This is a genomic window from Pseudomonas sp. LBUM1643, from assembly GCF_059716215.1.
In genome coordinates, this window is record NZ_CP166813.1 from 6189141 (window position 1) to 6211502 (window position 22362).

The 22362-nt window shown below is 59.2% G+C and carries 22 protein-coding genes and 1 other RNA gene; 7 read left to right on the forward strand and 16 right to left on the reverse strand.

From position 1 onward, the window contains the following. Positions 1-5: 5 nt before the first annotated feature. The 10 genes from gcvP to ACA063_RS28060 all read right to left on the reverse strand — a co-directional run bounded on the left by gcvP (position 6) and on the right by ACA063_RS28060 (position 12632). Positions 6-2879 (reverse strand): aminomethyl-transferring glycine dehydrogenase, encoded by a 2874-nt coding sequence (gene gcvP, locus ACA063_RS28015; RefSeq protein WP_497664140.1) that lies wholly within the window; start codon positions 2877-2879, stop codon positions 6-8. Between the two features lie 292 nt (positions 2880-3171). Next, positions 3172-3555, reverse strand: a complete 384-nt coding sequence (gene gcvH, locus ACA063_RS28020; RefSeq protein WP_497664141.1) for a glycine cleavage system protein GcvH — start codon at positions 3553-3555, stop codon at positions 3172-3174. Positions 3556-3603: 48 nt separating this feature from the next. Then, positions 3604-4686, reverse strand: a complete 1083-nt coding sequence (gcvT, locus tag ACA063_RS28025) for a glycine cleavage system aminomethyltransferase GcvT (RefSeq protein WP_497664142.1) — start codon at positions 4684-4686, stop codon at positions 3604-3606. Between the two features lie 156 nt (positions 4687-4842). Beyond that, positions 4843-6459, reverse strand: coding sequence for an ABC transporter permease (locus ACA063_RS28030; protein WP_497664143.1), 1617 nt, complete (start codon positions 6457-6459; stop codon positions 4843-4845). Positions 6460-6599: 140 nt separating this feature from the next. Beyond that, on the reverse strand, positions 6600-7604 hold the full coding sequence (locus tag ACA063_RS28035) for an extracellular solute-binding protein (protein WP_162438425.1): 1005 nt from the start codon (positions 7602-7604) through the stop codon (positions 6600-6602). Positions 7605-7820: 216 nt separating this feature from the next. Beyond that, on the reverse strand, positions 7821-9038 hold the full coding sequence (locus ACA063_RS28040; protein ID WP_497666595.1) for a 2-octaprenyl-3-methyl-6-methoxy-1,4-benzoquinol hydroxylase: 1218 nt from the start codon (positions 9036-9038) through the stop codon (positions 7821-7823). 9 nt (positions 9039-9047) lie between these two features. Continuing rightward, a complete protein-coding gene (locus ACA063_RS28045) occupies positions 9048-9533 on the reverse strand; it encodes a DUF4442 domain-containing protein (RefSeq protein WP_162438427.1) in 486 nt (161 codons plus the stop codon). After that, on the reverse strand, positions 9526-10713 hold the full coding sequence (gene ubiH / locus ACA063_RS28050) for a 2-octaprenyl-6-methoxyphenyl hydroxylase (RefSeq protein WP_497664144.1): 1188 nt from the start codon (positions 10711-10713) through the stop codon (positions 9526-9528). The genes ACA063_RS28045 and ubiH overlap by 8 nt, the downstream gene beginning before the upstream one ends. Then, positions 10710-12044: a Xaa-Pro aminopeptidase gene (gene pepP / locus ACA063_RS28055; protein WP_497664145.1), complete on the reverse strand. Its 1335-nt coding sequence runs from the start codon at positions 12042-12044 to the stop codon at positions 10710-10712. Before pepP ends, ubiH begins: the two co-directional genes overlap by 4 nt. A gap of 27 nt (positions 12045-12071) precedes the next feature. Beyond that, entirely contained in the window at positions 12072-12632 is a 561-nt protein-coding gene (locus ACA063_RS28060) for a YecA/YgfB family protein (RefSeq protein WP_162438430.1), read from the reverse strand. 128 nt (positions 12633-12760) lie between these two features. Here ACA063_RS28060 and ACA063_RS28065 point away from each other — a divergent pair, with 128 nt between their 5' ends. The 4 genes from ACA063_RS28065 to ACA063_RS28080 all read left to right on the forward strand — a co-directional run bounded on the left by ACA063_RS28065 (position 12761) and on the right by ACA063_RS28080 (position 14184). Next, positions 12761-12970 (forward strand): TIGR02449 family protein, encoded by a 210-nt coding sequence (locus tag ACA063_RS28065; RefSeq protein WP_003177365.1) that lies wholly within the window; start codon positions 12761-12763, stop codon positions 12968-12970. After that, on the forward strand, positions 12967-13284 hold the full coding sequence (locus ACA063_RS28070; protein WP_007942435.1) for a cell division protein ZapA: 318 nt from the start codon (positions 12967-12969) through the stop codon (positions 13282-13284). Before ACA063_RS28065 ends, ACA063_RS28070 begins: the two co-directional genes overlap by 4 nt. A gap of 30 nt (positions 13285-13314) precedes the next feature. Beyond that, positions 13315-13493, forward strand: a non-coding RNA gene (gene ssrS, locus ACA063_RS28075) — 6S RNA. An 85-nt stretch (positions 13494-13578) separates the two neighbouring features. Beyond that, positions 13579-14184 carry a 5-formyltetrahydrofolate cyclo-ligase gene (locus ACA063_RS28080; protein WP_497664146.1) on the forward strand — a complete coding sequence of 202 codons (606 nt, stop codon included), beginning with the start codon at positions 13579-13581 and terminating at the stop codon, positions 14182-14184. 34 nt (positions 14185-14218) lie between these two features. On the opposite strand, the gene ACA063_RS28085 is transcribed toward ACA063_RS28080, so the two are convergent. Next, the gene (locus ACA063_RS28085) at positions 14219-14371 is read right to left on the reverse strand and encodes a hypothetical protein (protein WP_497664147.1); all 153 of its coding nucleotides are present in this window, start codon (positions 14369-14371) and stop codon (positions 14219-14221) included. Between the two features lie 195 nt (positions 14372-14566). Between ACA063_RS28085 and ACA063_RS28090 the strand changes: the two genes are divergently transcribed. Next, complete coding sequence (locus ACA063_RS28090) at positions 14567-15016, forward strand: EVE domain-containing protein (protein WP_497664148.1); 450 nt, start codon at positions 14567-14569, stop codon at positions 15014-15016. 74 nt (positions 15017-15090) lie between these two features. On the opposite strand, the gene ACA063_RS28095 is transcribed toward ACA063_RS28090, so the two are convergent. Further along, positions 15091-15498 (reverse strand): flagellar basal body-associated protein FliL, encoded by a 408-nt coding sequence (locus ACA063_RS28095; RefSeq protein WP_497664149.1) that lies wholly within the window; start codon positions 15496-15498, stop codon positions 15091-15093. 150 nt (positions 15499-15648) lie between these two features. On the opposite strand from ACA063_RS28095, the gene ACA063_RS28100 reads away from it, so the two are divergent. Beyond that, positions 15649-16626, forward strand: coding sequence for an NADPH:quinone oxidoreductase family protein (locus ACA063_RS28100; protein WP_007899393.1), 978 nt, complete (start codon positions 15649-15651; stop codon positions 16624-16626). 64 nt (positions 16627-16690) lie between these two features. On the opposite strand, the gene ACA063_RS28105 is transcribed toward ACA063_RS28100, so the two are convergent. Next, entirely contained in the window at positions 16691-17335 is a 645-nt protein-coding gene (locus tag ACA063_RS28105) for an energy transducer TonB (RefSeq protein WP_497664150.1), read from the reverse strand. A gap of 295 nt (positions 17336-17630) precedes the next feature. On the opposite strand from ACA063_RS28105, the gene glpT reads away from it, so the two are divergent. After that, on the forward strand, positions 17631-18980 hold the full coding sequence (glpT, locus tag ACA063_RS28110; protein ID WP_162440466.1) for a glycerol-3-phosphate transporter: 1350 nt from the start codon (positions 17631-17633) through the stop codon (positions 18978-18980). On the opposite strand, the gene ACA063_RS28115 is transcribed toward glpT, so the two are convergent. The 3 genes from ACA063_RS28115 to ubiD all read right to left on the reverse strand — a co-directional run bounded on the left by ACA063_RS28115 (position 18956) and on the right by ubiD (position 22266). Then, the gene (locus tag ACA063_RS28115) at positions 18956-19624 is read right to left on the reverse strand and encodes a gamma-glutamylcyclotransferase (protein WP_497664151.1); all 669 of its coding nucleotides are present in this window, start codon (positions 19622-19624) and stop codon (positions 18956-18958) included. The two genes, glpT and ACA063_RS28115, sit on opposite strands and share 25 nt — an antisense overlap. Positions 19625-19831: 207 nt before the next feature. After that, positions 19832-20800 (reverse strand): CDP-6-deoxy-delta-3,4-glucoseen reductase, encoded by a 969-nt coding sequence (locus tag ACA063_RS28120; protein WP_497664152.1) that lies wholly within the window; start codon positions 20798-20800, stop codon positions 19832-19834. Then, a complete protein-coding gene (gene ubiD, locus ACA063_RS28125; protein ID WP_497664153.1) occupies positions 20800-22266 on the reverse strand; it encodes a 4-hydroxy-3-polyprenylbenzoate decarboxylase in 1467 nt (488 codons plus the stop codon). Before ubiD ends, ACA063_RS28120 begins: the two co-directional genes overlap by 1 nt. Positions 22267-22362 lie beyond the last annotated feature (96 nt).

Sequence of the window (22362 nt, forward strand, 5' to 3'; positions counted from 1 at the left end):
CAAATTCAGCGGTATTCATCCACCGGAACGCAGGCGCAGAACAGGTTTCGATCGCCATAAACGTTGTCCACCCGGTTCACTGCCGGCCAGTACTTGTGAGCCTTGGTGTGTGCATCCGGCGTCACTGCCTGCTCGATGGTATAGGGCCGTTCCCACACCCCTGTGACATCCGCCAACGTATGCGGCGCACCTTTGAGTGGGTTGTCCTCGGCCGGCCAGTTGCCGTTCTGCACTTCGGTGATTTCCGCGCGAATGCTCAACATCGCGCCGATAAACCGGTCCAGCTCGGCTTTTGACTCGCTTTCGGTCGGTTCGACCATCAAGGTCCCCGGGACCGGAAACGACATGGTCGGCGCATGGAAGCCATAATCCATCAGCCGCTTGGCGACGTCTTCTTCGGTGATTCCGGTCAGCGCCTTGAGTGGTCGTAAGTCGAGGATGCATTCGTGAGCCACACGCTCATTGCGTCCGGTGTAGAGCACTGGAAATGCGCCAGACAGATGCCGAGCCAGGTAATTGGCCGCGAGAATCGCCACCTCGCTGGCATCCGCCAGTTGCGGCCCCATCATGGCGATGTACATCCAGCTGATGGGCAGAATGCTTGCGCTGCCCCAAGGCGCGGCACTTACCGCGCCGTTCTGCGGCAGAGGACCGTCAATCGGTATCACCGGGTGGTTGGCCACGAACGGCGCCAGATGCGCCCGCACACCAATAGGCCCCATACCCGGGCCTCCACCGCCGTGCGGAATGCAAAAGGTTTTGTGCAAATTCATGTGAGAAACATCAGCGCCAATGTCCGCCGGCCGCGCCAGCCCGACCTGAGCGTTCAGGTTGGCGCCATCCATGTACACCTGGCCACCCTGGCTGTGGACAACCTCGCAAATCTCGCTGATGCCCTCCTCATACACGCCGTGGGTCGACGGATAAGTCGCCATCAGACAGGCGAGTTTATCGCCGGCGGTCGCTGCTTTGTCCTTCAGGTCATCCAGATCGACGTTGCCCGCCTGGTCACACTCGACGATCACCACGCGCATGCCGGCCATTTGTGCCGACGCGGGATTGGTGCCGTGTGCCGAGGACGGAATCAGGCAAATATCCCGTGCGCCCTCATGGCGGCTCTCGTGGTATTTGCGAATCGCCAGCAAGCCTGCGTACTCGCCCTGAGCGCCGGAGTTGGGCTGCATGCAGATCGCATCGAAACCGGTAATTGCGCAAAGCCAGCGCTCCAGCTCCTCGATCATCAGCGAATAACCGACGGCCTGCTCTTTGGGCGCAAACGGGTGCAGATTGGCGAACTGCGGCCAGGTGATCGGGATCATCTCGCTGGTGGCATTGAGTTTCATGGTGCAGGAACCCAGCGGAATCATCGACTGATTGAGTGCCAGGTCCTTGTTTTCCAGCTGTTTGAGATAGCGCAGCATCTCGGTTTCGCTGTGATGGGCGCTGAACACCGGGTGGCGCAGATAAGGCGAGGTGCGCAGCAGTGCGTCCGGAATGCCGACCGAGAGCGTTTCAGCATCCAGTTCATCGACCTTGAGCCCATGATCGGCACCTAGAAACACGTCAAACAGCTTGGCCACGATGGATTCGTCGCAAGTCTCGTCCAGGCTCAGGCCCAGTTTCCCGCGCCCCAGAATGCGCAAATTGATCCGGGCGGCGTTGGCACTTTCAATGATCGCGGTTTGAGTGCCACCGACCTCCAACGTCAGAGTGTCGAAGAAGTGTTGATTGATTCTCGTGATGCCATGTCTCTCAAGCCCCGTCGCCAGGATGCAGGTCAGGCGATGAACCCGCTGGGCAATTCGTTTAAGGCCTTCCGGACCATGGTAGACCGCGTAAAAGCTGGCGATATTGGCGAGTAATACTTGAGCAGTGCAAATGTTCGAGTTGGCTTTTTCCCGTCGGATATGTTGCTCGCGGGTTTGCAGGGCCATGCGCAAGGCGACGTTGCCGCGAGCGTCTTTGGAGACACCGATGATCCGTCCCGGAATTGCACGCTTGTATTCATCACGACTGGCGAAGAACGCCGCGTGTGGTCCACCGTACCCCATTGGCACGCCGAATCGCTGGGAGGAGCCGAAGACCACGTCTGCACCCAATTCCCCTGGCGGCGTCAGCAACAGCAGGCTTAGCAGGTCGGTTGCGACGCAAGCCAGCGCTTGCTGGGCATGCAACTGGTCGATCACCGGCCGCAGATCGCGAATTTCGCCATGGGTGTCGGGATACTGCAGCAGCGCACCAAACACCTGGTGCTGCTTCAAGTTGTCCACCGCGTCGATGATCAGCTCGAAACCGAAGCCTTCTGCACGGGTCTGCACCACAGAAATGGTCTGCGGATGGCAGTTTTCGTCGACGAAGAACAGATTGCTTTTGGACTTGGCAACCCGTTTGGCCAGCGCCATGGCTTCTGCTGCGGCGGTTGCTTCATCCAGCAGTGAAGCGTTGGCCAGTTCCAGACCCGTGAGGTCGATGATCAATTGCTGGAAATTCAGCAGCGCCTCCAGCCGTCCTTGGGCAATCTCTGGCTGATACGGCGTGTAGGCGGTGTACCAACCTGGATTTTCCAGAACGTTTCGCAAAATCACGGCCGGCGTGAGGGTGCCGTGGTAGCCCATGCCGATCAGGCTGGTCCAGACCTGGTTCTGTTCGGCGTAACCCCGAAGCTTGGCCAGGGCGGCCTCTTCGTCTAGGGCGGGCGGGAGATCGAGCTCCCGGTTCAGGCGAATTCCCGGTGGCACCGTCTGTTCGATGAGCTCTATCCGGCTGCCAACACCCAGACTGTCGAGCATCGCCTGTTGCTCAGCGGCATCAGGCCCGAGGTGGCGGCGAAGAAAGGCATTGGGGTCGCGTAACTGGCTCAAGGACGGCAACTGGGACATGACGGGCTCTCTCTTGACTGGCGCTCTGCGTCGATGCAACACGGTCAAACCAGCATAGCAGTCAGTGCCACAGTGCCCTTTGAAGATCAAAAGATCGCAGCCTGCGGCAGCTCCTACAGGGAATCGCATTTCAATGCGACGCCCTTTGTAGATCAAAAGATCGTCCGCAACACGGTAACGCCTACAGGTGAATGCATTCCCCGGTAGGAGCTGCCGCAGGCTGCGATCTTTTGATCTTGATCTGCACAAAAAAGCCCCGACAGGTCGGGGCTTTGGGGGTGACGCTAAACGCTTACTCGCCGATGGCAGCCTTGTAGCCAGCCGCGTCGAGCAGCTTGTCCAGGTCGGCAGTGTTGCCTGGCTTGAGTTTGAAGATCCAGGCGCCGTACGGGTCGGAGTTCAGCAGCTCCGGGTTAGCGCTCAGTTCTTCGTTGACTGCGATCACTTCACCGGCCACCGGGGAGTAAATGTCGGAGGCGGCTTTTACCGACTCAACGACCCCGGATTGATCGCCCGCAGCGAAGACGGTTCCGACTTCGGTCAGCTCTACAAACACCACATCGCCCAGCGCTTCCTGCGCGTGATCGCTGATGCCCACGGTGACGGTGCCATCGGCTTCCAGACGGGCCCATTCGTGACTTTCGGCAAAACGCAGGTCGGCAGGAATATCGCTCATGTTCTGTGTCCTCAAAAAATGGTCAGCGGTCATGCCCGCCGGAAAAGGTTAGATCAAGGTTTTGCCGTGGCGTACGAAGGTCGGTTTGACCACTCGGACCGGGTACCACTTGCCACGGATTTCCACTTCTGCGCGGTCGGCTGTCGCCATCGGCACGCGCGCCAGTGCAATAGACTTGCTTAGCGTAGGAGAGAAACTACCACTGGTTATCTCTCCTTCGCCAACATCGGCGATCCGAACCACCTGATGAGCGCGCAATACCCCGCGTTCTTCAAGCACCAGACCGACCAATTTGTGCTGAATACCACCGGCTCGCTCGGCTTCCAAAGCAGTACGGCCGATGAACTGGCGAGTGGCCGGCTCCCAGGCAATGCTCCAGGCCATATTGGACGCCAGCGGCGAAACATCCTGGTGAATGTCCTGGCCGTACAGGTTCATCCCGGCTTCGACCCGCAGGGTATCTCGCGCGCCGAGGCCGATCGGCGAAATTCCCGCGCCGACCAGATCGTTGAAGAATCCGGGTGCCTGACGGGCTGGCAGGATGATTTCCAGACCGTCTTCACCGGTGTAGCCGGTGCGCGCGATGAACCAGTCACCGTCCGGCAAACCTTCGAAAGGCTTGAGCATCTGGATCAGGTTGCCGCGAGACTGGGTGACGAGCTCGGAGATCTTGTGTCGGGCCTGTGGTCCCTGAATGGCCAGCATCGCCAGCTCCGAGCGCTCATTGAGCGTGACATCGAAGCCGCCGACATGGGACTGCATCCAGGCCAGGTCCTGATCGCGAGTGGACGCATTGACCACCAGACGATAACCGTCTTCAAGACGGTAGACGATCATGTCGTCGACGATGCCGCCATGCTCATTGAGCATAGTGCTGTACAGCGCGCGTCCCGGGCTGTGCAGTCGTCCGACGTCATTGCTCAGCAAATGCTGGAGCCAGGCTTTGGCCTGGGGGCCGCCGATATCGATCACGGTCATGTGGGATACATCGAAAACCCCGCAATCGCGGCGCACCTGATGGTGTTCCTCGACCTGCGAGCCGTAATGCAGAGGCATATCCCAACCGCCAAAATCGACCATCTTCGCGCCGAGGGCGAGATGAAGGTCATACAGAGGCGTACGCTGTCCCATGGGTTTCTCCTTCCGGGCGTGGCGAAGGTGCGGGCAAGTACTGCACGGAGTGAAAGCCTTGAAATAGAGGGCTTTCAGCCGATTTCAGCGACCTGGTCTGTAGGACATGCCGCACCGAATGCCGCGCATTGTAGCTGCAAGGTGTAGGACTGACACCTAGGCGTTTCGATGCGCTGAACGTCGGATCAATCCGATGACCGGTAACAACCCGACCAGAACCAGGGTCAGCGCCGGCAACGACGCACGCGCCCACTCACCCTCGCTGGTCATTTCAAAGATGCGAACCGCCAGCGTATCCCAGCCAAACGGGCGCATCAGCAGGGTTGCGGGCATTTCCTTGAGCACATCGACGAACACCAGCAACGCAGCGCTCAATGTTCCAGGCAGCAATAACGGCAGATACACTTTGAAAAATAGTCGAGGTCCACTGACGCCCAGGCTACGTGCCGCTTCGGGCAAAGATGGCCGTATTCGCGCCAGGCTACTTTCGAGCGGTCCGTAGGCCACCGCGATGAACCGAACCAGATACGCCAGCAACAATGCCGACAGACTGCCCAGCAGCAAGGGCTTTCCAGCGCCCCCCAACCAGCCTGACAACGGAATCACCAGTTCTCGATCCAGATAACTGAATGCCAGCATGATCGACACGGCCAATACCGAACCGGGCAGCGCATAGCCGAGGTTGGCCAGACTGACACCGGAGCGGATCGCCTGCGTGGGTGCCAGTCGACGGGCAAACGCCAAGACCAGGGCCACGCTGACGGTGATCAATGCAGCGATGCCGCCCAGGTAGAGGGTATGAAGGATCAGCCCGGCATATCGCTCATCCAGGTCAAAGCGTCCGCGCTGCCAGAACCACACGACCAGTTGCAGCATCGGAATGACAAAGGCGCACGCGAACACCAGGCCGCACCAGCTCATGGCCGCCATGGCTTTGAATCCGCGCAGGTGGTACAGCGCTTTGACGCGCGGTCGTTCGTTGCTCGCCCTGTTGGCCCCGCGTGCTCGACGCTCGCCGTACAGCACGACCATCACCACCAGCAGCAACAGGCTGGCCAATTGTGCCGCCGTGGAAAGGCTGAAGAATCCGTACCAGGTTTTGTAGATGGCAGTGGTGAACGTATCGAAGTTAAATACCGACACGGCACCGAAATCCGCCAGGGTTTCCATCAGCGCCAACGCCACGCCTGCACCGATTGCAGGTCGCGCCATCGGCAACGCGACTCGCCAGAATGCCTGCCACGGGGATTGTCCGAGAACACGGGCTGCTTCCATCAAGCCTTTGCCTTGGGCGAGGAATGCCGTGCGCGCCAACAGGTAAACGTAAGGATAGAAAACCAGCACCAGCACCAGAATCACGCCACCGGTCGAACGAACTCGGGGCAGCCGCAGACCCGTGCCGAACCATTCGCGCAGCAGGGTTTGCACGGGGCCTGCAAAATCCAGCAAGCCAACAAAGACAAATGCCAGAACATAGGCGGGAATCGCGAACGGCAGCATCAGTGCCCAATCCAGCCAGCGCCGACCGGGGAATTCGCAAAGACTGGTGAGCCAGGCGAGGCTGACACCGAGCAAGGTCACGCCGACACCCACACCGACCACCAGGGTTAAGGTGTTGGCCAGCAGCCGTGCCATCTGGGTGTCCCAGAGGTGGGACCAGATTTGAGTGTCGATGGTTTGCCAGGAGAGAAACAGGACGCTTAGTGGCAGCAGGACCAGCGCAGCGATGGCGAAGACCAGGGGATACCAGCGGCGTTGGGCGGGGTGGGCCAAGGAAGCGCTCTCGCGGGGAAATCGTGCAGTGTAGGGAAAACGCAAAAAGATCGCAGCCCCCGACAGCGCCTACAGGGTGTAGGTCATCCCATGTAGGCGCTGTTGGGGGCTGCGATCTTTTGCTCTTTACAACAACAGGCTCAGTTCCAGCCAGCGCGATCCATCATGCGAATCGCTTCAGCCTGACGCTTGCCCGCGATTTCCACCGGCAAGGTGTCCGCGACAAACTTGCCCCAACTCGCCACTTCAGCGGAGGGCTGAACAGCCGGGTTGGCCGGGAATTCCTGGTTTACGTCGGCAAAGATCTTCTGCGCTTCAGGTGTGGTCATCCACTCAACCAACGCCTTGGCTGCTTCTGGATGCGGCGCATGCTTGGTCAGGCCAATGCCCGACAAGTTGACGTGCACACCACGGTCACCCTGGTTTGGCCAGAACAGCTTCACCGCCAGATCCGGCTTCTGCTTGTGCAGGCGGCCGTAGTAGTAGGTGTTGACGATGCCGACGTCGCATTGGCCAGCGTTGATCGCTTCCAGCACCGCGATGTCGTCGGAGAACACGTCGGTGGACAGGTTATTCACCCAGCCTTTGAGGATTTTTTCGGTTTTGTCCGCGCCGTGGACTTCGATCATGGTGGCGGTCAGGGACTGGTTGTAGACCTTCTTCGCCGTACGCAAGCACAAGCGACCTTCCCAGTTTTTGTCGGCCAGGCCCTCGTACGTCGTCAACTCGCCCGGTTTCACGCGGTCGGTGGAGTAGGCGATAGTCCGGGCACGCAGGCTCAGGCCGGTCCAGGCATGGGCGGAAGAGCGGTATTGCAGCGGAATGTTGGCGTCGATCACCTTGGAGGTGAACGGTTGGAGGATGCCCATCTGCTCGGCTTGCCAGAGGTTCCCGGCATCGACGGTGAGCAGCAGGTCGGCGGTTGCGTTCTCGCCTTCGGCCTTGATGCGTTGCATCAGCGGCGCTTCCTTGTCGGTGATGAATTTGATTTTCACCCCGGTTTTGGCGGTGTAGGCATCGAAGACCGGCTTGATCAGCTCGTCGATCCGGGAGGAGTAAACCACCACTTCGTCGGCGGCCTGGGCGGCGGTGCTGCCAATCAGGGTCAGGGCGATTGCAGTCAGTAGACGCTTCGGTGCCAACATGGGAGCGATCCCTCGATAGAAAAGTGAGGGCAAATGATAAGGACTCACATTTACCATCTCAATCGATCCGTTGCTGGAGGAGTTACCAGATGTTGCACGCCCCAAAAATGGTGTTGGACCCGTTCACTGTAGGAGCTGCCGCAGGCTGCGATCTTTTGATTTTGATCTTAAAAAAATCAAAAGATCGCAGCCTTCGGCAGCTCCTACAGGGGTAAGTCAGGCCTTGGCCAGCGCTGGCAAATCCCCGGTCAACCCCAGAGCCTCACGCACAAAGAGCGCCTTGGCCTCTGGCATCTGATCAACCAGCTTCAACCCGGCATTGCGCAGCCAGCGCATCGGCAACGGATCGGCCTGGAACAACCGCTCGAAACCTTCCATCGCCGCCATCAGGGCCAGGTTATGAGGCATGCGTCGACGCTCGTATCGGCTCAGCACTTTGACATCCGCCAATTGCTCGCCGCGAGCGGCCGCTTGCAGCAGTACTTCGGCCAGCACGGCGGCATCAAGGAACCCAAGGTTCACGCCCTGCCCCGCCAGCGGGTGGATGGTGTGGGCCGCATCGCCGATCAGCGCCAGGCCTTGCTGGACATAACGCTTGGCATGGCGCTGACGCAAAGGCACGCACAAACGCGGATCAGCATTTATCACCTTGCCAAGCCGGCCTTCAAAGGCCCGCTCCAGCTCCCGACAAAAGCCTTCTTCATCCAGCGCCATCAAGCGCTCGGCTTCACTCGGGGTGGTCGACCAGACGATCGAACACCAGTCCTGCTGTCCATCGCGCTCCAGTGGCAGAAATGCCAGCGGCCCGTTATCGGTGAAGCGCTGCCAGGCGGTCATCTGATGGGGCTGGGTACTGCGTACGCTGGTGACGATGGCGTGGTGCAGATAATCCCATTCCCGCGTCGCCATGCCGGTCAGGCGCCGCACTGCCGAGTTGGCACCATCTGCAGCGATTACCAGGGGAGCCCGCAACGTGCGGCCATCAGCAAGGGTCAGCAGCCAGTCATCCCCGGAGCGACGCATCTGCTCCAGGCGAGCATTGGCCAGCATGCCCAGGTCGCAGTCATGCAAGCGGTCGAGCAAAGCGTCCTGAACCACGCGGTTCTCGACGATGTGCCCGAGTACTTCGGCATGCACGCTGGCGGCCGAAAAGTGAATTTGCCCGGTCCCGCTGCCGTCCCAGACATGCATGTCTGAATAAGGACTGCTGCGTCGGTTTTCGATGCCTTCCCAGACACCCAAACGTTGCAGAATCCGCTGGCTGGCGGTCGACAAGGCACTCACTCGCGGCTCGAACGGTGCCTCGCTGTCGAACGGTTTGACGCTCATGGGGCTGCCGTCCAGCAGCAGCACTTCCAGCCCGCTGTCCTGCAACGCGAGCGCCAGGGCGCTGCCGACCATTCCGGCCCCGACAATCAGCAGATCTGCGCGCATGTCCATGCTTTAAGCCTGTCTCGCTTGCGGCTTGAGCCGCACGTAAAGGGTTTTCCCGACCCGCGCCACCAAGTGACCCGCGCCGTCATGAATATCGACCTGCAATTGCGGCAGGTATTTTTCGCCATCGGCGGTCTGCCGGCGAATCTCATCGAGCAAGGTGTCGTCGATGGTGAAGCGGGCGAACACCGGACCTTTGCCCGGCGAAATGAAATCAATATCAGCGGCCTTGTCCCAAACGATGTAACGGTGGCCCAGGTTTTCCATGAGCATCAGCATGAAAAACGGGTCGACCATCGAGTACAGGCTGCCGCCGAACTGGGTGCCGACGTAATTGCGGTTGTACCAGCTCAGGCCCATGGACACCCGAACATCGCGAAAATCTTCGCTGATGTGCTGCACCCGCACACCGGCGCCGAGATACGGTGGGTAGAAAGTCATGGCCCAACGCATCAACCGCGCTTTTGCGAACCTGCTGGTGAGCCACTTAAGCATCTGGACGGGTACCCAAACCCATGGCCTGCCGGGCAAACCAGCGCTTGGCTGGCGGCAACAGATCGAGACCGAGCAGACCGAGGTTACGGCCCAGGGAAACCAGCGGCTGGGTGCTGCCGAAAAGACGGGTCACTTGATCGGAGAAGCCTACAGTCAGGTTTTGATCCAGACGCTGGCGCTCGCGGTACGCCTGCAATGTGGCGAAGTCGCCAGGCGCTGTCTCGCTCGCCAGCAACGCATCGGCCAGCGCCTGAGCATCACGCAGCGACAGGTTGAAGCCTTGTCCGGCAATCGGGTGCAGGCTGTGAGCGGCGTTGCCGAGAATCGCCAGATGCGGGCGCACCTGTTCTTCGGCTTCGATCAACGCCAACGGGTACAAATGCCGCGCGCCGACTTGTTTCAGCGTGCCGAGGCGATAACCGAACACCCCCTGCAATTCGCTGAGGAATGCGCGATCGTCCAGCGCCGCCAGCCGTTGCGCGTCCATGCCCAGACGCGTCCAGACCAGGGCGCAGCGATTGTCCGGCAGCGGTAGCAACGCCATCGGGCCGTCGTCGGTAAACCGCTCGAAGGCCACGCCGTTGTGGGATTCGCTCGGGGTAATGTTGGCGATCAGCGCACTCTGGTTGTACGGACGCTTCTTGATGCCGATGCCCAACTGCTCGCGCAGCCCGGAACGACCGCCATCCGCCAGGACTGCAAGGTCACATTCCAGGGTGGTTTCATCGTTGAGGGTCAGGCGATAGCCGTCGGTCAGCGGTTCCATCCGGGTGACTTCAGCAGGACAGCGCCAGCTGATCACGTCCTTGTCCAGACCTTGCCAGAGGCATTGACCGAGCCAGGCGTTTTCCACCACATACCCGAGTGCCGGAACGCCCTCTTCCATCGCCGACAACCGCGCGGTGGAAAAGCGTCCGCGATCTGAAACATGAATCTGCTTGATCGGCTCGGCGCGGCGGGAGATTTCCTGCCACACGCCCAGCCGCTGATAAATTTGTCGGGCGCCGAAAGATAGCGCCGACGACCGGGCGTCATAGCTCGGTTGATAGGTGTCACCCGGCGCAAACGGCTCGATCAGCACGATCTTCCAGCCTCGCGCCTTGGCCCCGGCCTGCAATGCCAACGCCAGACTGGCGCCGACCAGACCACCCCCGATGATTGCCAGATTGACCCGACTCATGCCGCTTGTGTCCGTGCAGCGGCCATCAAGGCCTCAATCTCGGCGACTGTTTTCGGCACACCTTGGGTCAGGATTTCACAACCGTTTTTGGTCACCACTACGTCGTCCTCGATGCGCACGCCAATGCCGCGCCATTTTTTCGCTACGTTCTGGTTGTTCGGGGCGATGTAGATACCCGGTTCCACCGTCAGCGCCATGCCGACCTCCAGCACGCGCCATTCACCGCCGACCCTATATTCGCCGACGTCATGCACATCCATGCCCAGCCAATGACCGGCGCGGTGCATGTAGAAAGCCTTGTAGGCTTCGCTGGCAATCAGCTCGTCTACGTCACCCTGCAACAGACCCAGCTTCACCAAACCCGAAGTGATCACCCGGACCGTGGCTTCATGGGCTTGATTCCAGTGTTTGTTCGGGGCGATTTCGGCAAAGGCGGCTTCCTGCGAAGCCAGCACCAACTCGTAGATCGCCTTTTGTTCAACTGAATACTTGCCGTTAACCGGCCAGGTACGAGTGATGTCGCTGGCGTAGCAATCGATTTCGCAACCGGCATCGATCAGTACCAGGTCACCATCCTTGAGGACGGCGTCATTTTGCTGGTAATGCAGGATGCAGCTATTGCGCCCCGCCGCGACAATCGAACCATAGGCCGGCATCTTCGCCCCGCCTTTGCGGAACTCGTAGTCGAGCTCGGCTTCGAGGCTGAACTCATACAACCCTGCCCGGCTGGTCTGCATCGCGCGGATGTGCGCCTGGGCGGAAATCCGCGCGGCCTCGCGCATCACCTTCACTTCTGCCGCCGATTTATACAGGCGCATGTCGTGCAGCAGATGATCCAGGGCAACGTATTCGTTCGGCGGCTGGGCGCCAAGGTGCGCTTTGGAGCGGATCACGTTGATCCAGTCCATCAGGTGCCGATCGAACTCAGGGTTACTGCCCATGGCCGAATAGACCCGGTCGCGGCCTTCAATAAGGCCCGGCAGGATGTCGTCGATGTCGGTGATGGGAAAGGCATCGTCAGCACCGAAGTCGCGAATGGCGCCTTCCTGACCGGCGCGCAGACCGTCCCACAACTCGCGTTCGGCGTTGCGCTCACGGCAGAACAGGATGTATTCGCCATGCAGGCGTCCGGGCATCAACACGAGAACAGCCTGGGGCTCGGGGAAACCGCTCAGGTACTGAAAATCGCTGTCCTGACGGTAGACGTGCTCGACGTCGCGATTGCGGATAGCAACCGCAGCGGCGGGCAGGATGGCGATGCTGTTGGGTTCCATCTGCGCCATCAAGGCCTTGCGGCGACGGCTGTATTCCGATTTCGGGATATGAATCATGGGCAGATGGCGTTCCCTGGCAGTCGATTAATGCAGTGACGGCTTGGCAGCAGCAGGCGCATCCGGCTTTTTGGTTTCGCTGAACAGCAGCAGCGGTGCAACGCGCAGGTACTCCATCACTTCCATGTAGTCGCTTTCACCGTCGTCGGACTCTTCCAGAGCGTCTTGCACCTGGGAAATGGCCGCCAGATCCTGCAGGACTTCCGTGGCTTCGGGGCTCAGCATGCTGCTGTCACGGCAGTTCAGGCCGAAACCGCTGAGGAAGCCCTGGCACCATTGGCCCAGTGCAGCGGCACGGTCAGCCAGCGGCTCGTCATCGGTGGGCAGCAACAACACGACGGTCACGTCGTCGCCGGTAAGCTCGCCTTTGACCATCTCCTGCAAGCCGATCAAGGCATTGCGGACGTTATCCTGCGGCTCGCTTTCGAGCAGTTCGGCGGCATCGACCAGCCAGCCTTCGGCATCGAAGCCGGCACCGGCGCAACTGCGACCGAGCAACAGGCCATGCAGTTCGGCAGGCGAGACGTTATGACCGCTGGAAGTCAGCAGGGTGGTGAAGGCTTGGTACGGGGAATTCTGAATGGGCATGGGCAGCTAGGCGCCAGACGGCGCTATGTCTAGAATGAAGGCCTTGTATCCTACATCGACAGACTCGCCAAGACTATTAAAGGCTGTCCGCCAGCTACCACACTCTAGACACAATCTCAGTGGACACAATGGAAGACACAGACCTGCAAGCGCTGATGGCGAGACTCGAGTTGCTAATTGACCGAGTCGAGCAACTAAAGAGCCAAAACGGACTCCTATTAGCTCAGGAAAAGACCTGGCGCGAGGAACGCGCGCACCTCATTGAAAAAAATGAAATCGCCCGGCGTAAGGTCGAATCGATGATTTCGCGCCTCAAGGCCCTGGAGCAAGACTCATGAGTTCAAGCAATAGCGTTACCGTGCAGATCCTCGATAAAGAATATTCGATCATCTGCCCCCAGGAAGAGCGCAGCAATCTGGTGAGCGCCGCCCGTTACCTGGACGGCAAGATGCGCGAAATCCGCAGCAGCGGCAAAGTCATCGGCGCCGACCGCATCGCCGTGATGGCTGCGCTGAACATCACCCACGATCTTCTGCACAAGGAAGAACGCCCGGATGTGCAGGCCAGCGGCTCGACGCGAGAGCAGGTTCGCGACCTTCTGGATCGTGTCGATCTGGTGCTCGCGACCGATCCGGACGTCACCAAGGGCTGAAACGTGAAACAGCTTGAGGTATACTCGCATCACTCCCTGGGGTGCTTGCCAGTTGACCACGTCCCTGAGCCGATTCGCACTACCCTGGAGGCTGCACGTTGGGCTGGTGTGCATGTCCGCTAGACGGAAAGCCTTAAAGCCTACTGCATCTTCCACCTTGAACTTTCGGGTTCAAGGGCTAAGTCAGCAGCGGTTCATCCGGGGAGCCTGATTCCAGTCCGATGCCGGTTTAAATACCGGCATCGGCTTTTTTACGGGTACGATTTGAGTATCCGCCCTCCCGAGCCCGAATTCATGACCGAACCTGCGCTGCTTCCCCGCCCGCAACTTCGACGCATGCTGCGCAAGGCCCGCCGCGCACTCACACCCAGTCAGCAACGCAAGGCCGCTCGCGGGCTGTACAAGCAATTGGCCCAGCACCCGCTGTTCCGCCGCGCCAGACACCTCTCTCTTTATCTACCCACCGATGGTGAAATAGACCCGCGCCTGCTGCTGCGTGCCGCTCAACGTCGGGGCAAAGCGACTTACCTGCCGGTGCTCAGTGCCTGGCCGCGAACCAAAATGGTGTTCCAGCGGATCCGTCCAGGCGAAAAGCTCATACCCAACCGCTTCCGCATTCTTGAACCCAGGCACAACGTTGCCCGACAACGAAAAGTCTGGACGCTGGACCTTGTGCTGTTGCCGTTGGTGGGGTTTGACGATGTCGGCGGACGACTCGGGATGGGTGGCGGCTTCTACGATCGAAGCCTGGCGTACATGGCCCGACGCAAAAACTGGCGCAAGCCGACGCTATTGGGACTGGCCCATGAATGTCAGAAGGTGGAGCGGCTGGCTCAGGCGAGCTGGGATGTGCCGTTGCAAGGAACGGTAACGGACAAGGCGTGGTATTTCGCAGGCTAGACGCCACTGGTATCAGCGGCGTCGAAAGACAGTTTTAGCGTTTGTAAGCCGACGGCTGTTGTTGCTGGGCGATTTCAATCGGCGCATCGGGAGTGTTGTTCCACAGGCTTTGGGCATAGCCGGTGGTCACGACGCCGAGACCGAACAAAATAACCAATATCCATAGTAAATCCGGTTTGCGTTTCATCGATTGCCCCCCAAAGGCACATCAACACGATGACAGCAGCGGTTTCCGTTGTAGGCCGTGCAGCAGCGTCAAGCTAAGAAGGCCGGCATTTTGCGACAACGTGACCCTACACGCAAACGCTGGCGTCAACCGACTGTCGGTTTGTCATAAAATTGCCTGACAACTTGCCCACTCAACCCGCAAGGAGCAAAAACCATGGCCTATTGGCTGATGAAATCCGAGCCCGACGAGCTCTCGATCAAAGATCTGGAGAAGCTTGGCAACGCGCGCTGGGACGGTGTTCGCAACTACCAGGCGCGCAATTTTCTGCGGGCCATGGCGGTGGGTGACGAGTTTTTCTTTTATCACTCCAGTTGCCCTGAGCCAGGTATTGCCGGGATCGGAAAGATTGTCGAAGCGGCGTATCCGGACCCGACTGCGCTGGAGCCAGAGAGTCATTATTACGACCCAAAGGCCAGCGCAGAGAAAAACGCCTGGAGCGCGATCGATGTCGCGCATGTCGAGACGTTTCCCAAGGTGCTTAAGCTGGATTACCTGAAACAGCAGACTGCGCTGGCCGAGATGCCGCTGGTGCAGAAAGGCTCGCGACTGTCGGTGATGCCGGTGACCGCTGAGCAGTGGGCCACGGTGCGAGCGCTTTTGTAGGAGCAAGGCTTGCCCGCGATGGCGATCTGGAGAACGCTACCGCGAGCAAGTTTTTGCTCCTACAGGATCCAGGATTACTGGATGATCAGGTTGTTGAACAACAAATCCTCGACCACCGGCTTGCCGGTCTCGTCATTCATGATTTGCTGGGTCTGCCTCAAGGCCTCCTGACGAAGCTTTTCCTTGGCATCCACATTGTTCATCGCCTCAGTCGTTTGCTGGGCAAACAACGCCACCAGTTGATTGCGAATCAACGGTTCATTGGCCTTGACCAGCTTGCTCGCCTCATCCCCCGTCACACGTAACGCTACATCAGCCTTGTAGACCTTGAGCTTCGGCGTCCCGTCCAACCCATAATTGCCCACGAACGGCGGGCTGAGGGTGACGTAGTTGACCTTCGGCGCTGCCTCTTCCTTGGCTTCTTCGGCAATGGCTGCAACAGGCAGCGACAAGGCCAACATCAACATGATCCACGCTTTCACAATTCGCTCCTTATCCGGTTTGCGGCCTAGCATAACGACCCCTTCCTCAAGCACAAGCTTATGGCTGGTTATCAGGGCGGGGCATGCTCGTTGACCCATCGACTCACACACCTACACTTATCGGCCATCACTCCCAAAGGAATAGCCCTGATGAAAGCCGTGCTGTGCAAAGCCTTCGGCCCTGCCGAATCGCTGGTGCTGGAAGACGTCGCCAGTCCTGTCGCGAAGAAGAATGAAATCCTGCTGGACGTACATGCCGCCGGGGTGAATTTTCCCGACACGCTGATCATCGAGGGTAAATATCAGTTCAAGCCGCCCTTCCCGTTTTCCCCGGGCGGTGAAGCGGCGGGAGTGGTCAGTGCGGTGGGCGAGAAAGTCAGCCATCTGAAAGTCGGCGACCGGGTCATGGCCCTGACCGGCTGGGGCAGCTTCGCCGAACAGGTGGCCGTTCCCGGCTACAACGTGTTACCGATTCCACCGTCCATGGACTTCAATACCGCCGCCGCCTTCAGCATGACCTACGGCACGTCGATGCACGCGCTCAAGCAACGAGGCAATCTGCAACCGGGTGAAACCCTGCTGGTGCTCGGCGCATCGGGCGGTGTCGGGCTGGCCGCTGTGGAAATCGGCAAGGCCATGGGCGCTCGTGTGATTGCCGCCGCCAGCAGCGCGGAGAAACTGGCCGTGGCCAAGGCGGCCGGTGCAGATGAATTGATCAACTACAGCGAAACCAGCCTCAAGGACGAAATCAAGCGCCTGACCGATGGTCAGGGTGCGGACGTGATTTACGATCCGGTCGGCGGCGACCTGTTTGACCAGGCCATCCGCGCCATTGCCTGGAACGGCCGCCTGCTGGTGGTGGGTTTCGCCAGCGGGCGCATTCCCGAATTGCCGGTAAATCTGGCCTTGCTCAAGGGTGCCGCGGTCGTCGGCGTATTCTGGGGTTCGTTCGCGCAACGTCAACCGCAGGACAATGCCGCGAACTTCCAGCAGTTGTTCGGCTGGTTCGCTGAAGGGAAGTTGAAGCCGTTGGTGTCGCAGGTGTACCCGCTGAGCAATGCCGCGCAGGCAATCAATGATCTCGGCCAGCGCAAGGCCGTCGGGAAAGTGGTGGTGCAGGTTCGTTAAGCTAACTCGAATGAGGTGATCCAGGCGGCGGCAAAGTAGTCCGGATCACCGATTCCTCACGCTACTAAAGCAACTTCCGAATCTCCTCCGGCAGCAAGCTCATGTACTTGCGCACAGGGCTTGCCCTGCATTGCTGGACAATCGTCGGTACACGCTTGTTCAGCTTTGCAATCCATTCCAGGCGCTGTTCCCTGGGAAGCTGGGTGGTATGAAATACGTTCGACAGATAAGCCCGGGTGTAATGAAACGGTCTGGCATCAATCCAGGCGTACTCCGGGGCATGGAGCAACTCTTCGTTAATGTCGCGGCACTTCAGTTCTTTGATCCACTGATTGGTGTGAATGGGCGAAGTCAGATCCAGTCGGAATAGCAGCGGCGCGACCACTTCCAGCTCAGACGGTCGATCACCTTCCACTGACCACGGCTTGAACCGCCACTTCTCTATCGCAACTTTGGAAGCTTCAGCCAGATCGGGATCGTCGGCCTTCAGAATCTTCACCCTGTTAACGGAACCATCGGCATTAACATAAAAGCTGACTCGAACATCGCCGGTAACCCCGGCCCGCTGTTGAGCCCTTGGGTAAACAGGCCTGGGGTTGTCCTCCGGAATCAACAGCACTTCCTGCGCCTTGATCTCCACTGCCAACACCAGCAAAAGCAAAATGGCTAACCGCCGCATACCGCTCTCCTCCATGAATAAAAATTCCACAACTGCTTCCTGCAAAGGTTACGGCTCCACGACCTGAAACAGAACGTCACGACTTCCTGTTTGAACGAAGGATCCTTCCGAGAAACGTCCGTTAAATCGAGAAGACGCAGGACTGAATGACGCCAAGGTAACGTTTCCCACAACGTCCTGTACTTACGTCTGAGCGACATGTTCGTAAAAGAACATGCGATCTTCAATATTTCCGCTGTTTGACCCATGCGAACCGGTGCTATTTTCGGTAACGAAACTGTAACATTCGCATCCGCAGTCAAAACAAGAAAACTGGAGCTCTTGAATGTTTGCTTTCTTTCGTCCTGCCGCACATCAGGCTCCATTGCCTGACGAAAAAATAGACAGCACCTACCGACGTCATCGCTGGCAAATTTTTGCCGGGATTTTCATCGGCTATGCGGGTTACTACCTGCTGCGCAAAAACTTCTCCTTGGCCATGCCCTATCTCATCGAAGAGGGTTACACCCGCGGTGAATTGGGCCTGGCGTTGTCGGCCATTGCCATTGCTTACGGCTTGTCCAAGTTCCTGATGGGCATCGTTTCCGACCGCTCCAACCCGCGCTTCTTCCTGCCGTTCGGCCTGCTGGTGTCGGCGGGGGTCATGTTCATTTTCGGCTTCGCTCCGTGGGCGACGTCAAGCGTGACCATCATGTTCATCCTGCTCTTCATCAATGGATGGGCGCAGGGCATGGGCTGGCCGCCGAGCGGGCGAACCATGGTTCACTGGTGGTCACAGAAAGAACGCGGTGGCGTGGTGTCACTGTGGAACGTGGCGCATAACGTTGGCGGAGGCCTGATTGGTCCGCTGTTCCTGCTCGGCATGGGCCTGTTCAATGACTGGCACGCCGCATTCTATGTGCCCGCCGCAGTCGCGTTGGCGGTAGCGGTATTTGCCTTCGCTACGATGCGCGATACCCCGCAATCGGTCGGCCTGCCGCCCATTGAGAAGTACAAGAACGATTACCCGGAAGGCTACGACGCCAGCCACGAAGAAGAATTCAGCGCCAAGGAAATCTTCGTCAAGTACGTGCTGCGCAACAAGATGCTCTGGTACATCGCCTTGGCCAACGTTTTCGTTTACCTGTTGCGCTACGGCGTACTGGACTGGGCGCCGACCTATCTGAAGGAGGCCAAGGGTTTCTCCGTGGATAAAACCTCCTGGGCGTATTTCTTCTACGAGTGGGCCGGTATTCCGGGCACGCTGCTGTGCGGCTGGATGTCGGACAAGATCTTCCGTGGCAACCGTGGCCTGACCGGCATGGTGTTCATGGCCCTGGTGACCGTGGCGACACTGGTGTACTGGCTGAATCCGGCCGGCAACCCAACGGTGGATATGATCGCGCTGGTTTCGATCGGCTTCCTGATCTACGGCCCGGTCATGCTGATCGGTTTGCAGGCACTGGAACTCGCGCCGAAAAAAGCGGCGGGTACTGCGGCAGGTTTCACGGGGCTGTTCGGCTATCTGGGCGGTTCGGTCGCGGCCAGTGCAGCGATGGGCTACACCGTGGACCATTTCGGCTGGGATGGCGGCTTCGTTCTACTGATCGGCTCGTGCCTGCTGGCAATGGCGTTCCTCGCCCCCACGCTGTGGCACAAACAAGTGGCCAGTCAGGGCCGTGAAGCGGTCGCCTGATCGCCCGATGACTTGCAGCGTTTGAGCCGCGCCTCCAGATTTCGGTCTGGCATGGCGTGGCTGCGCAGGGCGTGTGCGGTCTGCTCGACATAATCGCGAGTCGTGCCGTAACGTCCGCAAGCGCTTTCGAATACCTGGCTCAGCACATGATCCGGCAAGTTGCCGGCATAGCTGGGCAGGTGCCGCTCCAACACAAAGCTCAATGCCTGAACCTGGCTGCCGTCTTCGAGACGGCAGTTGAGCCAGTGTGGGCGATAGGACGGGAATGGCATTTCGCGTTGCCACAGGGCGTAAAGCGACGCATCAAGTTGCTCTTCGGGCAAGCGATAGGCGAAACCGCTGCAAGAGCCGCCACGATCCAGACCAAAGACCAGACCCGGCACTTCCGGTGTGCCGCGATGTTCGTGGGACCACAGGTACAGACCGCGATGATAGCCATGCACTCGGCCGCGCACACGTTCTACGGCCGGGCATTCAGGGCGCCAGATCAACGAACCATAAGCGAACAACCAGACCGGCCCGCCTTTGTGGCGCGCCATGGTCGACTGCATCGAGCTGAGCAATTGTTCGTGAGTGAGCTGCGGCCCCAGATCGAGCCGCGGAGGGTAAGCCAGATTCATAAAAGCAGATTCAATGGCGCTCATGGCGATTAGCGTTCAGCTCCCCGCGAGTGAAGAATTACTTAATAGAACGCACCGCTGTAACAATAAGGCACATATGTTTTAAGGCAATTTAAGTGCCATGGCACAGTTCTTTAAAAGTTGCCTTTGATAGATATAACCTACCGGTATTTACAAGATTCTATAAATACCGATCGGCTATATGGTGAGTTATAACGAATAGAGCGAGGATCAAGATCGAGGCGCGTACGCAAATACGTCGGCGCGCATCTGATGAGCATCCATCCCCGCTTCGACCAGCGCATCCAGCGTGCCATAGACCATCGCTGGAGAACCGCTCGCGTACACATGCAGTGGCTTCAGGTCCGAAAAGTCCTCGCATACCGCCTCATGCAGCATGCCGCAGCGCCCTTCCCAGCCGCATTGATCGCTAACGACTTTGTGCAGGAACAGGTTCGGCAATTTCAGCCATTCATCCCAATGCTCGATTTCATAGAAATCTTCGGGACGACGCACGCCCCAATACAGATGGACTGGATGTTTGAATCCCGCAGCCCGGCAATGCTCGATCAGGCTATGGATCTGACCCATGCCCGTGCCAGCGGCAATCAGCACCAGAGGACCATCCGGCAATTCCGCCAGATGCGTATCACCGAACGGCATCTCGATGCGCACCAACGGGTTGCGTTGCAACTGCTCGATCAGGTTGAGCGCACTACTTTCGCGCGCCAGCACATGGATTTGCAGGTCTCGTCCCGCGTGCGGAGCCGAGGCCAGGGAAAATGCGGATTTTTCGCCGTTCTCGCGCTCGATCATCAAATACTGACCGGCGTGGTAGCGAGGTGGTTTGCCGGCGGGCGCTCGCAGGCTGACTCGCCAGGTGTCACCGCCGACGTCCCTGCACTCAATGACCTGACACGCCAAACTGCGCACCGGCAATTCTCCCAGCGCGAGCACGCCATCCCACAGCACGATGCAGTCTTCCAGCGGCTCTGCTATGCAAGTGTAGAACTCGCCGTGGTCGCGCACATTGCCGGTCTGCTCGACCCGACCTTCCACCAACAGTGCAGCGCACACATGGCAATTGCCGTTGCGGCAGCTCTGCGGGCACTCATAGCCCAGGCGCCGCGCTCCATCAAGAATCCGCTCGCCGGGCAGAATCTCAAGCACTGCTCCGGAAGGCTGCAAGGTTACACGCATCAATCTATTCCTAACTGATTCCAGATGGCATCGATCCGTTGGGTCACGGCTTCGTCCTTGACGATAACCCGGCCCCACTCGCGGGTGGTTTCGCCCGGCCATTTATGCGTGGCATCGAGCCCCATCTTCGAACCCAGGCCGGACACCGGCGAGGCGAAGTCGAGGTAGTCGATCGGCGTGTTGTCGATCATCACCGTGTCGCGCTTGGGGTCCATGCGCGTGGTGATGGCCCAGATCACGTCGTTCCAGTCCCGTGCATTGATATCGTCGTCACAGACGATAACGAACTTGGTGTACATGAACTGTCGCAAAAACGACCAGACACCCAGCATTACCCGCTTCGCATGGCCGGGATAGGACTTCTTCATGGTCACAATGGCCATGCGGTACGAGCAACCTTCGGGCGGCAGGTAGAAGTCGGTGATCTCCGGGAACTGCTTCTGCAGGATCGGCACGAACACTTCGTTCAGGGCGACACCCAAAATCGCCGGCTCATCTGGGGGACGGCCGGTGTAAGTGCTGTGGTAGATCGGCTTGATGCGATGGGTAATGCGCTCGACGGTGAATACCGGGAAGCTGTCGACTTCGTTGTAGTAACCGGTGTGGTCGCCATACGGACCTTCGTCGGCCATTTCGCCCGGATGGATCACGCCCTCAAGGATGATCTCGGCGGTGGCCGGTACCTGCAGGTCGTTGCCACGGCATTTCACCAGTTCGGTGCGGTTGCCCCGCAGCAGACCGGCGAAGGCGTATTCGGAGAGGCTGTCAGGGACAGGCGTCACGGCACCGAGGATCGTTGCCGGATCAGCGCCCAGGGCCACAGACACCGGGAACGGCTGACCAGGATGCTTCTCGCACCACTCACGATAATCCAGCGCGCCGCCACGGTGGCTCAACCAGCGCATGACGACCTTGTTGCGACCGATCACTTGCTGACGGTAGATACCCAGGTTCTGGCGATCCTTGTTCGGACCTTTGGTGACCGTCAGGCCCCACGTGATCAGCGGGCCGACATCGCCGGGCCAGCAGGTCTGCACGGGCAGCATCGCAAGGTCGACGTCATCGCCTTCGATGACCACTTCCTGGCACACCGCGTCTTTGACGACTTTAGGCGCCATGGCGATGATCTTGCGAAAAATCGGCAGTTTGGACCAGGCGTCTTTCAGGCCTTTCGGTGGCTCGGGTTCCTTGAGGAACGCCAGCAGCTTGCCGATTTCGCGCAACTCGCTGACCGCTTCGGCGCCCATACCCAGCGCGACGCGCTCGGGGGTGCCAAACAGGTTGCCGAGTACAGGAATGTCGTAGCCCGTAGGGTTTTCGAAAAGCAGGGCCGGGCCCTTGGCGCGCAAGGTGCGATCGCACACTTCGGTCATTTCGAGCACTGGGGACACCGGAACCTGGATGCGCTTGAGTTCGCCGCGCTTTTCCAGACCGCTGATAAAGTCGCGCAAGTCGCGATACTGCATGCGTGAGCCTCGTATTGCCGTGGCGTTCGGGGTTGGCAGTTTAGCGCCGAACCCTACTGTTCAGAACAACGAACTGCCGTTCATCAAAAATCAGAT

What these genes read in the sequence shown, in the direction of transcription:
- gcvP (WP_497664140.1), bottom strand. Translation starts at nt 2,879, where the DNA reads ATGTCCCAGTTGCCGTCCTTGAGCCAGTTACGCGACCCCAATGCCTTT.
- gcvH (WP_497664141.1), bottom strand. Translation starts at nt 3,555, where the DNA reads ATGAGCGATATTCCTGCCGACCTGCGTTTTGCCGAAAGTCACGAATGG.
- gcvT (WP_497664142.1), bottom strand. Translation starts at nt 4,686, where the DNA reads ATGGGACAGCGTACGCCTCTGTATGACCTTCATCTCGCCCTCGGCGCG.
- ACA063_RS28035 (WP_162438425.1), bottom strand. Translation starts at nt 7,604, where the DNA reads ATGTTGGCACCGAAGCGTCTACTGACTGCAATCGCCCTGACCCTGATT.
- ACA063_RS28040 (WP_497666595.1), bottom strand. Translation starts at nt 9,038, where the DNA reads ATGCGCGCAGATCTGCTGATTGTCGGGGCCGGAATGGTCGGCAGCGCC.
- ACA063_RS28045 (WP_162438427.1), bottom strand. Translation starts at nt 9,533, where the DNA reads ATGCTTAAGTGGCTCACCAGCAGGTTCGCAAAAGCGCGGTTGATGCGT.
- ubiH (WP_497664144.1), bottom strand. Translation starts at nt 10,713, where the DNA reads ATGAGTCGGGTCAATCTGGCAATCATCGGGGGTGGTCTGGTCGGCGCC.
- pepP (WP_497664145.1), bottom strand. Translation starts at nt 12,044, where the DNA reads ATGATTCATATCCCGAAATCGGAATACAGCCGTCGCCGCAAGGCCTTG.
- ACA063_RS28060 (WP_162438430.1), bottom strand. Translation starts at nt 12,632, where the DNA reads ATGCCCATTCAGAATTCCCCGTACCAAGCCTTCACCACCCTGCTGACT.
- ACA063_RS28065 (WP_003177365.1), top strand. Translation starts at nt 12,761, where the DNA reads ATGGAAGACACAGACCTGCAAGCGCTGATGGCGAGACTCGAGTTGCTA.
- ACA063_RS28070 (WP_007942435.1), top strand. Translation starts at nt 12,967, where the DNA reads ATGAGTTCAAGCAATAGCGTTACCGTGCAGATCCTCGATAAAGAATAT.
- ACA063_RS28080 (WP_497664146.1), top strand. Translation starts at nt 13,579, where the DNA reads ATGACCGAACCTGCGCTGCTTCCCCGCCCGCAACTTCGACGCATGCTG.
- ACA063_RS28085 (WP_497664147.1), bottom strand. Translation starts at nt 14,371, where the DNA reads ATGAAACGCAAACCGGATTTACTATGGATATTGGTTATTTTGTTCGGT.
- ACA063_RS28090 (WP_497664148.1), top strand. Translation starts at nt 14,567, where the DNA reads ATGGCCTATTGGCTGATGAAATCCGAGCCCGACGAGCTCTCGATCAAA.
- ACA063_RS28100 (WP_007899393.1), top strand. Translation starts at nt 15,649, where the DNA reads ATGAAAGCCGTGCTGTGCAAAGCCTTCGGCCCTGCCGAATCGCTGGTG.
- glpT (WP_162440466.1), top strand. Translation starts at nt 17,631, where the DNA reads ATGTTTGCTTTCTTTCGTCCTGCCGCACATCAGGCTCCATTGCCTGAC.
- ACA063_RS28115 (WP_497664151.1), bottom strand. Translation starts at nt 19,624, where the DNA reads ATGAGCGCCATTGAATCTGCTTTTATGAATCTGGCTTACCCTCCGCGG.
- ACA063_RS28120 (WP_497664152.1), bottom strand. Translation starts at nt 20,800, where the DNA reads ATGCGTGTAACCTTGCAGCCTTCCGGAGCAGTGCTTGAGATTCTGCCC.
- ubiD (WP_497664153.1), bottom strand. Translation starts at nt 22,266, where the DNA reads ATGCAGTATCGCGACTTGCGCGACTTTATCAGCGGTCTGGAAAAGCGC.